Origin of the sequence: Methylobacterium sp. SyP6R, assembly GCF_019216885.1 — a bacterium.
Classification (GTDB): Bacteria; Pseudomonadota; Alphaproteobacteria; order Rhizobiales; family Beijerinckiaceae; genus Methylobacterium.
In genome coordinates, this window is sequence record NZ_JAAQRC020000002.1 from 134,518 (window position 1) to 148,741 (window position 14,224).

Here is a 14,224-nt window from a genome sequence, read left to right on the forward strand (position 1 = left end):
GGCGGCGTGATCCTGGCGCTTAGGGCTTCGCGGAGGCGGAGGCCGTCCGAGGCGCCTGCCAACGGGACGGGTTCACCGCGATGCCGGGCTGCAGCCTCTGGAAGCCCTCGACCACCACGGTCTCGCCGGCCTTAAGGCCGTCCTCGACGATCCAACCCGCATCCGTCAGCGCCCCCGCCCGCACCGGGCGCAGGGCGGCCTTCATGTCGTCGCCGACGACGTAGACCTGGGCGACGCCGGCGCTGGAACGCTGGACGGCCTGGGCGGGGACGACAACCGCGCCCGGCAAGGTCCCCCGCGCGACGCGGACGCGGACGAAGGCGCCGGGCAGCAGGGCGACCCTCGGGTTGGGGAAGGTCGCCCGCATCGACACCTGTCCGGTGCCGGGATCGACGCTGACGTCGGTGAACAGCAACCGCCCGGCGTCGGCGTGGAGCGAGCCGTCCGGCAGGACAAGATGCACTTCCGTTTCCTCCTCCGATCCGAGCCGGCCGAGGTCGTCGGCGGGGGCGTTGAAGTCGGCGAAGATCGGGTCGACCTGCTGGATCAGCGCGAGCTTGGTCGCCTCGCCCTGGCTCACGAGGGCCCCCTCGGTGACGAGCGCCCGGCCGATGCGGCCGGCGATGGGCGCGCGCACGGTGGCGTAGTCGAGGTCGATCCGGGCTCGGGCGAGTTGCGCCCTGGCGCTCGCGACATCGGCCTCGGCCTGGCGCAGGGCGGCAACCGCGATGTCCTGCTGGGCGGCGCTGGCAGCCTGCCGCTCCAGCAGCGTGTCGGTGCGCTCCGACTGGCGTTGCGCCTGGACCTTGGTCGCCTCGGCGCGGGCGAGGGCGGCGGCCTTGGCATCGACCTCGGCCCGGTAGACCGCGGCATCGATGCGGAACAGGACGTCACCCTTCCGCACCAGGCTGCCTTCCTCGAAGGCGCGCTCACGGATGATGCCGGCGACTTGCGCCCTGACCTCCGCGACCCGCGTCGAGGCAAGGCGTCCCGGCAGGTCGAGGGTACGCGGGACCGTCGCCGTCTCGACGACGACCGTCGAGACCGTCGGCGGCCCCGCGTCCGCTCCCGGCGCGGCCTTGCCGTCGGCGCCCCGTTCGCATCCGCCCAGGGTGAGGACGACCAGGCCGGCCATAACCGTCGCCGCGACGGGATGCGGGCGACGACGCCGCACGCGCAGGAATGGTGGGATCGGGCGTGTCATCACGGGCGCATCACCAGCACAGGGCATGGCTTATCCAGGCCGACGGCTTGCAGGAGAGCGACGGCTCGCCTGTCTGCGAGGCGACGCTGCCCCGGCACGTCCGCGAGGTCGTCTGGTCGAAGGAGATGCCCGTCGTGCGACCGGCCTCCCGGCAGATCCAGTCGGCGGCCAGCCCGCAATCCAGGGACTCCCCGTCGTCCACGCTCGGGCAACGGGCCTTCGAGAACACGAGGACCGGCCCGAACGAGGGCGCTCCGGACATGGCCTGGCCGAGCGACGCGACCACCTCCGACCAGGAGCGCCCCAATGCCGCCAGCGGACCGTCGTCGGCGCGCATCTGCGGCACACCCGGTATCATGGGAGCCGTCGTCGCCGCCGTCGCGATGGACGCCTCCAACCCCATCACCGCGGCGAGGCACCATGTCATGATCGAGCGGGCGCTCGAACTCGAAAACCGCATCTCGAAATCCCGTTGGGCAAGGGCCGAGCCCCGGACGCCCGATTTATCGGGCGGCCGTCGGCGACGGCGGCCCCGTGTCTTCGCGAACCCGTGCCGTGGGGCCGGGTGGAGGACCGGATCCCTCAGTCGTCCCAGTCGTCGTGGAAGCCGAGCGGCTCGAACGGGGGCTCGTACTCGCGCATGACGAACCGGCGGCGATAGACGCGGTAATACTCGGGCGGCCCGTACGCGTAGCCGTCGTCGTAGACCGGCTGCGCCCGTGCCGAGGACGCGGCGAGCGCCCCCAGGGCGACCCCCCCGGCGAGGCCGGCGGCGAATGCCCCGGACCGCCCGCGGGCCTGGGCTTCCGGGACGGCGGACGAGAACGCGGCGAGTGCGGCCGCAAGGACCAGGGCTTTGTTGCGCATGGGGTCACCTCGGCTCCCAGGAGGGGAGACCGGGCCGATCCTAGCGGCCGAGGTTGCCGCAACATTACGCCCGGCGGGGTCGGACGCAGGCGTGGGTCAGGCCGCCGCGCCCGGGAACATGAGGGAAACCGTCAAGCCGCCGCCGGGGGTCTCGTCCATCGCGACGCTTCCCCCATGCATGGCCATGACCTGCGCGACCAGGGCGAGCCCGAGCCCCGTGCCGTCGCTCGCCTGCCCTCGCGCGAACGGCTGAAGCATCTCCGCCGGGGCTCCGTCCCGGACCCCGTCGCCGTGGTCGATCACGCGAACGGTCCCGGGGGAACGGACCTCGACCAGGACGGACTTACCGGAGCGGGCGTGCTGGAGGGCGTTGCGCAGGAGGTTGCCGGCGGCGATGCGTGCGGCGGTCTCCGAACCGATGACGAGGACCGCGTCGCATTCCCCGAAGAACGCGACGTCTACCCCGGCGGCAAGCGCCGCCGGGACATGCTCCGCGGTCGTGGCGCGAACCGCCGCCACGAGGTCGAACCTGCGCATCTCCGGACTGTCCGAGGACAGCCGCGCGATCTGGAGCAGCATCGTGACGGTCGACGACAGCGACTGGATGTCCGCCACCAGCGACCGACGCAGGTGAGCGTCCTCGACCCGCTCCAGGCCGGTCCGGACCCGGGTCAGCGGGGTCCGGAGCTCGTGGGCCGCGTTCGACAGGAACCGGCGCTGCGCGGCCGAGGCCACGTCGATGCGCTCCAGGGCGCGGTTGAAGGCGGCCACCATCGGGACGAGTTCCCGCGGCGCCTCCTCCAGAGGCAGGCGAATACCGTCCGACCCACCGTCGATGCGCTCCGCCGAGTGCGAGACCCGGCGCACGGGTCGGGCGATCAGGGCGGGGACGGTGATGAGCGCGACCAGGATGGTCGCGACGACCACGGCGAGGATGGGGATTGCCGTGTAGTTCACGTCGCGCAGGCTGCTTAGGGCGGCCTGAGCCGGGGTGTAGGCGGCGCCGCCGACCTGAATCCGTACGAATTCCCCCCCGAGCCGCGTCACCACGGTCGCGTTGGTCAGGCGCAGGGCGTCGCCGCTGTCCAAGAAGGCCGACGCGTCGGGAGCCGCCATGTCGCCGTCCCGGACCGATGCGGGCACGGCGCCGTAATACACATTCCCTCCCTTCGTCGTCACCACGTACCAGAGGCCGGGGAAGGAGCGCTTGATCCCGTCGAGGTCGCCCGTCGACGACACGACCGGCGCCCCATCCCCGTCGCGCGAAAGAGCCCCCTTGATCGCCCTCGCCGCGTCGTACTGCGCGAGGAGGCCATCGTCGCCCTGCAGGGCGATGACCAGCGTCCAGGTGCACAGGATGGTGACGGCGACGACCAGGCTGAGCAGGACGGCGGCGAGCCGGGCGATGGAGGGCTGCCCGCGTGGCATCAACCGGCGTCCATCATGTAGCCCAGGCCCCGGAGCGGCTTGATCGCCACGGAGCAGTCGGCGTCCCGCAGCCGCTTGCGCAGGCGCGAGATATGGGCGTCGAGGGCATTGGACTGGATCTCGTCGTCGAAGCCGTAGGCCGCGGCTTCGAGCGTCTCCCGCATGGCGACCTGCCCGGCCCGGCGGATGAGGGCTTCGAGCAACGCGAGTTCCCGGCGCGGGACCGGAATGGGGCGACCGTCGATGCTGACCGAGCGTGCGGCCGTGTCGAAGGACAGGTTGCCGACCCTCAGCACGCCCGTCCTGTCGACCTGGAGCCGGCGGATCACGGCCCTGGCGCGGGCGACGAGCTCCACCGGCTCGAACGGCTTCGGCACGTAGTCGTCGGCCCCTGCGTCGAGCGCCCGCGCGATCTCGACCGGATCGTCGAACGCGGTCAGCATCAGCACCCCCGGCCGTGGCCTGAGCTGCGCCAGGCGCGAGATCAGGGTGATGCCGTCGCCGTCCGGCAGCCGGCGGTCCAGCACGACGAGGTCGAACGGCTGGACGCTGACGGCGGCCAGCGCCTCGTCGAGGTTGTCGACGACGTCGGCGTGCCCGAGGGCGTCCGAGAGCGTGGTCTTGAGCCACGCGCTCAGCTGTGGGTCATCCTCTACGACCAGGACGCGCAAGACGGTTCGACCTCCAGGGAACGATGGCGGCAGGACGGGGCCGGCGTAAGCGGGTCGTCAAGCCGCCTTGCGGACGAGACGGGCATAGGCGCCGCTGCGGTCCAGCAGGTCGTCGTGCGTCCCGTGCTCGACCACCGCCCCCCGGTCGAGCACGACGATCTGGTCCGCCCGGCGCACGGTCGAGAGCCGGTGCGCGATGGTGATGGTCGTGCGGCTCCTGCCGGGCCGGTCGAGGGCACGGGTCATCGCCAGCTCCGTCGCGGTGTCGAGCGCGCTCGTCGCCTCGTCGAGCAGCAGGACCCGCGGATCGCGCAGGAGGGTGCGGGCGAGGGACAGGCGCTGCTTCTCGCCGCCGGAGAAGCGGTGTCCCCGCTCGCCGACCACGGTGTCGTATCCGTCGGGCAACGCCGCGATGAGGTCGTGCACCTGCGCGGTCCGGGCGGCTGCGTACAGGTCCTCGTCGCTGGCGTCGGGCCGGGCGAAGCGCAGGTTCTCCGCGACGCTGGCATGGAGCAGGTAGGGGTCCTGCGTCACCACCCCCAGGATGTCGGTGAGCGACCGCCGGCTCAGGTCGCGCACGTCGACGCCGTCGTAGAGCACCGCGCCGGCATCCACGTCGTAGAGGCGGGCGAGCAGGTAGCCGAGCGTGGACTTGCCCGATCCGGTGGCGCCCACGATGGCGGTGTGCGACCCCGCCGGGATGTCGATGGTGACGCCGCGGATGGTGGCCGGTCCTGCCCGGTCGTAGGAAAACCCCACGCGCTCCAGCCGGACGTGGCCCGCGACCGTGGCCGGGTCGAGCGTGACGGGATCGGGCCGTTCGGTGATCCCGACGGGCTCGTCGAGGTATTCGAAGATGCGGGCGAACAGGGCCCGGGTCTTCCTGACCTCGACGCCGGAGCGCAGCACCTCCTCGAGCGGGAACAGGAGCTGCTCCTGCAGGGCGATCATGGCGACGAGCGTGCCGACGGTCATGGCGGTGCCCGAGGCCATCAGCCAGCCGCCGAGGAGCAGGGTCAGGGCCGGCATGGCCTGGAGAACCAGGTCGATGACCGACCATTGCCACTGGCCCGCCGTGTGGGACCGGACCTCCAGCGTCGCGACCTCGCGCGACGACCGCGCGAAAAGCTGCGTCAGATGCGCGGTCCGCCCCATGGTGCGGGCGAGGACGATGCCGGACAGGGACAGGGATTCCTGTACCGCCGACGACATCTCAGCGATCCGTCCCTGCTGCTCGTAGGTGAGCGCCTCGCGCTTCCGCCCGACCCGGTCGCTGATCCAGGTCGCGAGCGGCAGGACGAGGAACGACAGCAGGGCGAGCCGCCAATCCAGGAGCAGCATCGCGACGGCCGTCATGGCGACCGTGCTGGCGTTCCGGGTCGCCTCGCCGGCCGTGTGGGTCACCAGTGCCTGCAGGGCACCGATGTCGTTGGCGATGCGGGACTGGATGTCGCCGGCGCGGGTCGCCGTGAAGAACCGCAGCGAGAGCGACTGGAGGTGGGCGTACACCGCCACCCGGAGGTCGTGCATGACCGCCTGCCCGACCTTCGCGGTGACGAGGACCTGCAGCACGCCGATGCCGGCGCCGACCGCCGCGAGGGCGACCAGGCTGCCGGAGAGGGTGGCCAGCAACGCGATGTCGCCCTTCGGCAGGGCCTCGTCGATGATCGCCCGCAGCAGGAACGGGGCGGCGAGCCCGGCGGCCGATGCCAGGGCGATCAGGAACAGGACGAGCGCGATCCGCCCCCCGTAGGGCCGGAAAAGGCCGAGGATACGCGCCATCGACACATGCGCGGTGGCGAGGTCCTCGTAGGTCGTGTCGTCCGCATCGTCCGATGCGAACCCGTTTGGTGAACCGTGTCTCATGGGTCAGGGTTTGCCGTCGTTCGAGGTCGTTGCCCGTCCGGCCAGGGTCATGGCGACGAGGCGTTCGCGCAGCTCGCCGAGCATGGGCACCGGGTCGCTCGGCTTCTCGCGCACGAGATAGGCGAGCCATGCGCCGTCGGCGGCGAGCCGGACGAGTTCGAGCTCCGGGCCTCCGTCGGTGTCGTGGTGGCGGCGCAGTCGCTCCGCGAACCAGTCCGAGACCAGTCGGCGCAGCCTCGGCTCGGCGAGGATGGAGATGTGAAGGGCGGCCCACTGGCCTCCCTCCGTCATCATCGGGTCGTGCAGGGTCACGTCGATATAGGCGCGCGTGAACCGACCGTGCGGGTGGGCGTCCCTGGCCATCGCCGCTTCGATGTCGGCATCGAGCTGCTCGATGAGGTCCGAGACGACGCCCTCGACCAACACCTGCTTGCTCGCGAAATGATGGAACAGGGCGCCCTTGGTCACGCCGGCGGCCTCGCAGACCCCCTGTACGGTCACCGCGGCGAGGCCCTGCTCCAGGGCGAGCTTGGCGGCGCAGTCGAGCAGCGTGCGCCGGACGAGCTCGGGCTGCTTCTTGCGTCGGTATCCCGTTTCGGTCGCCATGGTCCTGGTTCTCGCGACGTCGAAGGTACGGCGTCGTCAGGATGGGCCGTCGCCATCTCCGGTGCCGCCAAGGGTCGGTTGCTCGGTGCCGTTTGTGACCGCGACCGGGCGCTGCGGGTCCCTTGGCCCGCTATCGTGCACCTGGTACCGCGGTGGTCGACGTTTCCGGCTCGCGTATCATACATACCGTACGGTATCTTTCAATCGGAGAGCCGTTCCCGGCTCCGTCATCGGCTCCTCGTAGGACGACTGGCGGGACGCGTGTGTTGCGGGCGGCGGCCGGAGGCTTTCCGGTCATTTTCCGAGCAGGCGTTTCCCCGACTGGATGACCTGCAGCGTCTGGGAACCCAATTCCTCCTGGCGCGCGCGTATCTCGTGGCTCATCAGGCGAGCGATGATGTCCTCGTCCCAGTAGAGATCCTCGTCCAGAACCGAGGTTGCGGTCTTCGTGAGCGCCTGCCTCAGCATTTTCTCGAAGATGTCGTCCGCCTTCTCTGGTTCCGTATCCACTCGGCGCCTCCCGTTGTGGCAGGCCGGCTCGATAGGGGGGCTGGGTTACCGCAGCATTACGGGATGTCGGACGAGTGGACCGTCCCCGACCACGGATGGCCTCCTCGCTCGGAGGGCGCCCCGTCCGGTTTCAGGCTCCCATGAAGCCAGGTCGGGCAGGGGCTCGGTGGCAGATGTCGGGGCGCCGTCGAGGCGACCTCTCCGGCGAACGCGACTTACCCTCGTCACCGGCTTCGTCCTGCCGACGAAGGGCGGCCGGGCTGGCCTCCTCGGATATTGGGTCGCCGATATGCCCGTACCGGATGACGGCGTGGCCGCCGGACCAACCATCCACATCAACGGCAGCTGTTGGGCTCCAAGCGGCCATTCCAGGGACTTCGGTCGAAGTTCCGCCAATGGCGCGAAGCTGAACGAGTCGGGGGCGAATTCCCAACCTGAACCGCTCCAGGTTTTTGGAGGCTGTTTGTCTTCGGTCAGGCGGACAAGGCTTGATCGCCGTCGTCGGCATAGGAGCGCTCTTCGGCCTCAGCGAGAGGGACGTTGCCGATTGGCGCGAGCAGGCGACGGTGGTTGTACCAGTCGACCCTCGCCAAGGTGGCGTACTCGACCGCTATGACCGAGCGCCACAACCCGCGTCGGTGGATGACCTCCGCCTCGAACGGACCGTTGATCGTCTTCGCCAAGGCGTTGTCGTAGCCGTCGACACTGCCGACCTACAACTTGAGGCCTGCCTCGGCGTCCGCCGTCACGTTGAAGTCCGCTTGCCGGGCAGCCGAAGTTCGCAGGAGGCAGCTGTCGTTGCCAAACCTCAGACCTCGCGGAAGAGATCGTCCGCCGCCGGGAGACGATGGTTCAGCTCCATCAACGATCCGGAGCGGATGGCGGCATAGAGGAGTGTCTGGTCTCCGGGATCGGCGCAGATGAGATCGCGCGGATCCTCCGGCCTTCCGAAGCGCCCGAGCGCCGGGATGAGATCGGCTGGCGGATACTTCCAGAGATATTCGCAGTTCACCGTCCGGGTGCGGCCCTCGATCGGGAAGGCGACCCGAGCCGTTCCCTGATTGCCCTCCGGCGGCAGCGTGACCGTGATGTCGCGCGGCTGCACGGCATGGCCGAGCGAGGCGAGCGTGCAGGCTGTGATCTCGGCGAGAAGGGGGGCGTCGTAATCGGTGTGAGCCGGAACGAATATCAGACGCCCGATGCGCGGATGTCCATCGTCGTGAAGCGCCGCGAACGAACTGACGGCCTCATCGATGCCGATGGCCCGGCCGGGATCGAGCCGCTGGGCCGCCCTCCAGAGCGAGCGTGCATCGATCTCGCCGTGCTCCAGGCCGCCGACGGCCTCGAGCGCGGCGATCGTGGTTTCGAGGATGCGCAATTCGTCTGGTGACGGATCGCCGATCGGGACGTCCTCGACCGGCTCGTCGCCGATCGGTCGAGGCAGCTTGGGTGTCGTGGGATCGTCGATTTTCTGTCGCCTGACCCCCACGCCCGGTTTCACAACGCCGAGGTCCGACTTCACGAGGCCGCAGCAGGCGAGGACTACGAAGGCGACACAGCCGGCAACGCCTGCCCAGCCGGCGACGTCGAACGGGCGCCGGAAGAGGACGAGTGCGCCCGCCGCAAGCGCAAAGAACGCCATACCCGCCCAAAGCTCACGCTTCGAGGGCATGAAGGCCTCCACGCTTCGGCGAGCCGATCAGGGCATGCGCAACCCGCTGTGAGCGTCCCGCAACGGACGGGTGATACTGCTTCACGGACGACACGCTCGAACTCGTCGGCGCCGACGGGGACGACCGAGCGCCGCTTGATCTTCGCGCCAGGCCAGGGATCGGACCGTCTTCTCGTGATCGACGTATCAGCCGACCTGAAGCAGGAATGATGGGCGAACTGAGCTGCTTGGGCGCGGCGCGCTTCTCCAGCGCTCCGAGTGCGGCGGCCGTGCCCCATGGGTCGTCGTCCAGTCCGGGCAGTTCGTCCTCGCGAAGCGGTGTCGCCTCGATGAGGCTCACCGGCCCGAACGGCAGCCTCTCGATCGAGCGCAGGTCCATGCGGAGAGCCATCCGCGTCATCGGCCGGCAGTCCTCGATGAGGCGGCAGAACAGGATCGCGCCGTTGGTCTGGACGTCCCGCAAGACCCGGTAGCCGTCCGCGACGAGGTCGCCGACGCCGATCAGCACGTCGGACCAGAGCGCGACCGATGCCTCGTCCGCAGCGACAAGATTGCCGGCCCCGCCGAGCCGCATGAAGACCTCGCATTCGACCCCGTTCTCCTGCGTCGTCACGCCCGCCCAGGGTGTCGAGAGGCCGTCGGTCGCCAGCAGCACCGCGTCGCCGGCCTTGATTCTCAGGACGCGGCGATGGGGCTGGAACCACTTGGTCTGTCCGTGGATGTTGGCCGTCTCGCGTTCGGCGGCAAAGCCCGGTTCGACGGTTCCAACCGAGTTCCAGAAGCGGCGGCGCGCGTCGGCCGCGTCGGCGTAGATCGGATCGTCGGGACCACGCGGAACCAGCGCGGCATCGAAGGCCGTTTCGACGGTGACCCGACCCTGTCGCCAAGGCAGCATCGCCCGGGTCCAGTGGACGCTCACGACGTTAAACGGCGTCGCGGCGTTCGTACCGAGTCGCTCGACGACCTCTTCGAAAATGTCGAACTGGGGTTCGTCCGAAGCGACGACCGAGCCATCGCGGCGGTGGTAGCTGCCGCTCAAGCTGGAATGGCCGGCTTGCATGGTTGTCACCGTCCAGTTTCCTCGGACGGCGCCAAAAGGTGCCTTGTCCAGCGCAGCCCGGAGATCGTGTTCCGCATCGTCGACGGAATAGCCCGCCATCGCATTCTCCATGCTATGCTGGGCTTTGCCCGGCATCCCGAGGGGCCTGTGCCATCAATCCGGGTTCGTGAACACGCTGCCGCCAATGAAGGCCATCTCGCGGTCCGGCTGCGGCGGATCCTTCTGCGAGCCGTAGGCGAAGAACAGGCGGCGGCTGCGCCCGTCAGGGCCGGTCAGGGTGAGCGTGTGCCGGTCGAGACCGTAGCGCCCACCCTCCGGCGGGCGCCGGCGGCTCATCGCGGAACTCACGCCGCTGGTCGCGCCCGAATTCGTCGCACCGGTCGAGCCGCCGCGGCCGTAGGTGCCGTCGGAGCGGAAGTCGTAGCGGTTCGAGACCGCGATCATCACGTCGCCGCCCATCGCCGTGTTGCCGCCGCCCGACATGCGGCGGTAGGAACGGGCAATCGTCCGCTCGCCGGCCTCCGCCGGGTAGGCCTTGAAGAACGAGCCGTCCTGGAGCTTGTAGTCCTGCGGCTTACCCCCCGTGCCGGTCAGGACGTACGAGTCGCCGGAGCGGGTCCAGCGGCCGAAGCGGCGCGGCTTGGTGGCACGCTCTGCGGCGAGGTCGACGTCCTCGAGGGCGTTGTCGTCGATCTCGTAGTAGCTGCCGTCGCGAAACAGGATCAGCGGCTCGAACTCGATGACGACCATGCCGCCGACCCCGACGCCGGTCGTCGAGCGGAAATACACGCCCTCGACCGCGGCCCAGTTCGCAGCATGGCGCGGTTCCGTCGGCGGCTCGGTCACGACGACGGGAGGAGCGTTGCCGGTGGCGGTCGGCGCGATCGCGGCGACGGGCGCCTCGGGCAACGCGCCGCCCGCCGCGGCCCGGTCCGCCGAAACCTTCCGGCCGGCCTTGCCCACGAGCCCGTCATCCGTGAGAGCGACCGCCCGCAGCTTCGCCGGGGGGATGAAGTCCTTCGACAGGCCGGCGACGAAGCTCGGCACCATCCCGAGGCGCTGCGCCGCCTGCCAGCCGGCATGGTGCAGGACCGTGCGGAGCTTCACCTGCTCGGCGAAGGCGGCGCGGATAGCCGCCTGCGACAAGGGCGGCTTGTCGGCCATCGGCGCCACCATCTGGCGCCGCACCGCCCGGAGCGCGGCAGGACTCGGCTCGGCCTTGGTGTCGTTGGCGACCATCCATTGCAGGACGACGAAGGCGGTGAGCACGTCGCCGGCATCGTCCGGCCGCAAGGCGGTGTCGGAGAGGAAGCTCCGGAAGATTGCGTCGTAATCGTGCCGGGCCATCTCCCGGGCGACCTCGGCCGCGGCGATCGGGTTGCTGGCACGCAGCTCTCGGACGTGGCGGGTGACCGTGGCGGCCCGCAGCTCCGCGTTCGAGGCGAAGGGCAGGGCAGGGCCGGCATCCCCGCTCTCCGAACGGGCAACCTCGCCGACCGACCGGGCGTCGAGGGTCCGGAACTGCTGCTGCATCCCCTGGAGGAGGCCCGTGCCGACGTCCTGGGCCGGCGCTGCTGCGGCCAGCAGCGGAATCAGGGCGGCGGCGACGGGGATGACGACGATCTTGGCGGTCATGGTGCGCTCCGCGCTCGGACGACGATTGAGGGACGGCCCGTCGGCGGGCGCCGTCGGACACTGAGCCCGCCTCACGGCCAGCGGATCCCGAACAGCGCCAGCACGCCGGCGACGGCCGCGCCGATCAGCGTCAGCGCCATGAAGGGCAGGAGCGGGATCACCAGCCAGCCCATCATCATCAGGGTGTAGAGCAGGCCACCGATGTCGAGGCCGGCGATCCGGCAAGGCTGCGCTCCAGCCTCGTTGACCGTGCACCCCGTCAGGCGGGTGACGACCAGGGAGAGGACGAGCAGCAGGAACGGGGTCCAGACGATCAGCACGCCGAGGAGGAGCATGCCTCGGTTCCTTCCGCGCCGGGTGACGCCCGGCGACACCGCACTCATCGCGAGGTCCCGGCGCAAGGGCGCCAGACCCGCTGGTATCCGGCATCGCCGCGCCGGCCGTAGCACCAGCCCGCCGCCTCGAGCCGCCGGTGGACGGCGTCGCGCCGGGTGCAGGCGTCGAGCGTGGCGGGATCGTCGCCGCGCCCGCCCCGGCAGGCGGCGTTGAGGGCGGTCCAGTCCCGCACCAGCGGCGGGACGTCCGCGGCCGGACCGGCCAGTGCGACGCTTGCCCCAGCGGCAAAACCGAGGAGCGCGGCGGGAAGCAGGATGACGCGACAGGCCATGCGCCGACCTCCTCAGCGCATCGCGACCGAGGCGGCCACGCGCTCGGCGCGGGCGAGCGCCTCGGGCCGGTCCGCCGGGGCCAGGCCCAGCACCCGCAGGTAGGTCGGCCCGTCGAACCGGATCACCTGCGTGACGGCAACCGGGCGGCCGCTCCTCGCGTCCGAGCCGGTGGCGCGCAGGCGCAGCACCACCGCGCCGTCGCGGGTCGCCCGGTCCTCGTCGGTGACCGTAACGTCCTTGATCTCCCGGAAGGTGGCGAGCGCCTTGCGGGCGAAGGTGCCCTCCTGGCCTTCCGGCACGGCGGCCCGCCCCATCGAGGGGGCGACGACGACCAGCGGCTGCACACCGTCGGGATCGATGTCCTTCGGGCCGTCGGTGAGCATCAGGGCGTTGCCCATCATTGCGCGCACCGGGCGGAAGCCGGCGAGGTCGCCGACGGTGTAGGGCAGGGCCGCGATCTGGTCGGCGAGGCTGCCGGGCGCCCGGAACGCGATCGTCGAGAGCGCGGCCTCGACCGCCTCGTCCGGCATCTGCCCCCGCGCGGCTTCCGGCACCTGTACGGTGACGAGGCCGGTACCGGAGGCACCGCGCACCACCGCGACCCACTTGGCGTAGGTGAGCCCGTTGGCGGCCTGGCTGCCGCGCAGAACCCGGCCCTCGCTGCCGGCGACGCCGAGCGCGGTGCCGGAACCCCGCGCCTCGAAGCCCGTCGCGCGCAGGGCCTCGGGTGTGAACCGCTCCACGAGCTGGCCGTAGGCCTCGGCCGGCATCTCGGTGATGAGGATCGAGGCGCCCGAGCGGTGCTCGAACCCGGCAAAGCCCTTCGAGGGCGTCATGCCGGGCGGCGGCACCAGGCCGACCGAGCCGGCGGCCGGGAACACCGCCTCGGCGGCGAGGGCGGGCGAGGCGAGGAGACCGAGGACGGCCAAGAGCCGGCCGGCGGCGAGAACGGGCCGGCCGGCGGCGAGAACGGGCCGGCCGGCGGCGAGAACGGGCCGGCCGGCGGCGAGAACAGGCCGGCCGGCGACGCGGGGCAGGAAGGATGCCATTGCGGAATCTCCAGAAGGTCGGCGCGAGGCGTTCAGCGCGTCGCGACGCGGCTGAGCACGAAGGTGTTGCCGGAGAACTGTACCTGTCCGGGCGCGCTCATGTGCTCGAGCATCAGGCGCAGGTTGCGGCCGAGGCGGGCGGAGTCGGAGCGGGTCTCGTACCAGTACTCGGCGGCGGATGCCCCGGCCCGCACGGGGCGGTGGTGCTCGTAGCAGCGGAACGCCGCCATGTACTCCTCGGCTGCCTGGACCTCCTGGGCCGAGAACCCGTTGAGCCGAACGACGTAGGCCGTCGGCAGGCCGCCGCAGGCCTCAGCCGTCGGGCCGCCGGCGACCGGCGCCGCGACGGCGCCCAAGACGGAGGCCGTGCCGGGATCGGCCCCGCGGCGGGGCGCCAACACCCCGTCGAGCTTCGCGGTGAGCGCCGCGGCAACGTCGCCGGCAATGACTTTCGCCTCGGCGCCGACCCGCTCGAGCAAGCATTCGCGGTCGCACCCTTGCGGCAGCGGCGGCAGCTGCACGCCTGCGACCTCGAACGAGCCGAGGGACTGGCCGGTGCGCACGTTGAGGAGCCGGCCCGGGATGCGCACCTCCGGCCGCACGATGTCCGAATAGGTCGATTTCGACGCCGAGGCGTAGATCTGGAACACCGCGACCACGTCGAGGGGCGGGCTCGAGACCGCGCGGGCGACCTCGATCAGTTCGGCGTCGCGCCGGCGCACCCGGTTCGCTTGCGTGAAGCCCATCGCCACCGCGGTCTCGTCGTAGACGTTGTAGCCGCGCAGGTTCATCGTCTCGGAGAGTTCCGCGATCACCCGCTGGAAGATGCGGTTGCCGCGCGGCACCGAATCCTCGTCGGCATCCTCGCCCATCACCACCACGGTAGGCTTGGGCTGGGCGAGGGCCGGGCCTGCGACGAGGAGGCCGAGGGAGAAAGCGGCGAGGGCGGCGCGGATGGGCAACATCGTGTCCTCCTTCTGATCAAATG

15 protein-coding genes and 1 pseudogene are annotated in these 14,224 nt (G+C 70.9%); all 16 read right to left on the bottom strand.

From position 1 onward, the window contains the following. Positions 1-19: 19 nt before the first annotated feature. Positions 20-1,135, bottom strand: a complete 1,116-nt coding sequence (locus tag HBB12_RS30060) for an efflux RND transporter periplasmic adaptor subunit (RefSeq protein ID WP_236993533.1) — start codon at positions 1,133-1,135, stop codon at positions 20-22. A 79-nt stretch (positions 1,136-1,214) separates the two neighbouring features. Continuing rightward, complete coding sequence (locus tag HBB12_RS30065) at positions 1,215-1,664, bottom strand: hypothetical protein (protein WP_236993348.1); 450 nt, start codon at positions 1,662-1,664, stop codon at positions 1,215-1,217. A gap of 122 nt (positions 1,665-1,786) precedes the next feature. After that, complete coding sequence (locus HBB12_RS30070; RefSeq protein ID WP_236993349.1) at positions 1,787-2,071, bottom strand: hypothetical protein; 285 nt, start codon at positions 2,069-2,071, stop codon at positions 1,787-1,789. 96 nt (positions 2,072-2,167) lie between these two features. Then, a complete protein-coding gene (locus HBB12_RS30075; protein WP_236993350.1) occupies positions 2,168-3,499 on the bottom strand; it encodes a sensor histidine kinase in 1,332 nt (443 codons plus the stop codon). Then, positions 3,499-4,170 (bottom strand): response regulator transcription factor, encoded by a 672-nt coding sequence (locus HBB12_RS30080; RefSeq protein ID WP_236993351.1) that lies wholly within the window; start codon positions 4,168-4,170, stop codon positions 3,499-3,501. Before HBB12_RS30080 ends, HBB12_RS30075 begins: the two co-directional genes overlap by 1 nt. Before the next feature lie 57 nt (positions 4,171-4,227). Beyond that, a complete protein-coding gene (locus HBB12_RS30085) occupies positions 4,228-6,036 on the bottom strand; it encodes an ABC transporter ATP-binding protein (RefSeq protein ID WP_236993352.1) in 1,809 nt (602 codons plus the stop codon). A 3-nt stretch (positions 6,037-6,039) separates the two neighbouring features. Beyond that, positions 6,040-6,642, bottom strand: a complete 603-nt coding sequence (locus HBB12_RS30090; protein ID WP_236993353.1) for a TetR/AcrR family transcriptional regulator — start codon at positions 6,640-6,642, stop codon at positions 6,040-6,042. 294 nt (positions 6,643-6,936) lie between these two features. After that, positions 6,937-7,152, bottom strand: coding sequence for a hypothetical protein (locus HBB12_RS30095; RefSeq protein WP_236993354.1), 216 nt, complete (start codon positions 7,150-7,152; stop codon positions 6,937-6,939). Positions 7,153-7,625: 473 nt separating this feature from the next. Then, positions 7,626-7,865 (bottom strand): annotated as a pseudogene (locus HBB12_RS30100) (IS3 family transposase); the annotation flags it as partial. Between the two features lie 95 nt (positions 7,866-7,960). Next, positions 7,961-8,824, bottom strand: a complete 864-nt coding sequence (locus HBB12_RS30105; protein WP_236993355.1) for a hypothetical protein — start codon at positions 8,822-8,824, stop codon at positions 7,961-7,963. Further along, positions 8,808-9,983, bottom strand: coding sequence for a hypothetical protein (locus HBB12_RS30110; protein ID WP_336886973.1), 1,176 nt, complete (start codon positions 9,981-9,983; stop codon positions 8,808-8,810). Before HBB12_RS30110 ends, HBB12_RS30105 begins: the two co-directional genes overlap by 17 nt. Before the next feature lie 54 nt (positions 9,984-10,037). Then, positions 10,038-11,519 carry a hypothetical protein gene (locus tag HBB12_RS30115; RefSeq protein ID WP_236993356.1) on the bottom strand — a complete coding sequence of 494 codons (1,482 nt, stop codon included), beginning with the start codon at positions 11,517-11,519 and terminating at the stop codon, positions 10,038-10,040. A gap of 71 nt (positions 11,520-11,590) precedes the next feature. Further along, positions 11,591-11,854 carry a hypothetical protein gene (locus tag HBB12_RS30120; RefSeq protein WP_236993357.1) on the bottom strand — a complete coding sequence of 88 codons (264 nt, stop codon included), beginning with the start codon at positions 11,852-11,854 and terminating at the stop codon, positions 11,591-11,593. Between the two features lie 44 nt (positions 11,855-11,898). Beyond that, on the bottom strand, positions 11,899-12,186 hold the full coding sequence (locus tag HBB12_RS30125) for a hypothetical protein (protein WP_236993358.1): 288 nt from the start codon (positions 12,184-12,186) through the stop codon (positions 11,899-11,901). 12 nt (positions 12,187-12,198) lie between these two features. Continuing rightward, positions 12,199-13,236, bottom strand: coding sequence for a hypothetical protein (locus HBB12_RS30130; protein WP_236993359.1), 1,038 nt, complete (start codon positions 13,234-13,236; stop codon positions 12,199-12,201). A 32-nt stretch (positions 13,237-13,268) separates the two neighbouring features. Next, the gene (locus HBB12_RS30135; RefSeq protein WP_236993360.1) at positions 13,269-14,201 is read right to left on the bottom strand and encodes a hypothetical protein; all 933 of its coding nucleotides are present in this window, start codon (positions 14,199-14,201) and stop codon (positions 13,269-13,271) included. Between the last annotated feature and the right edge of the window lie 23 nt (positions 14,202-14,224).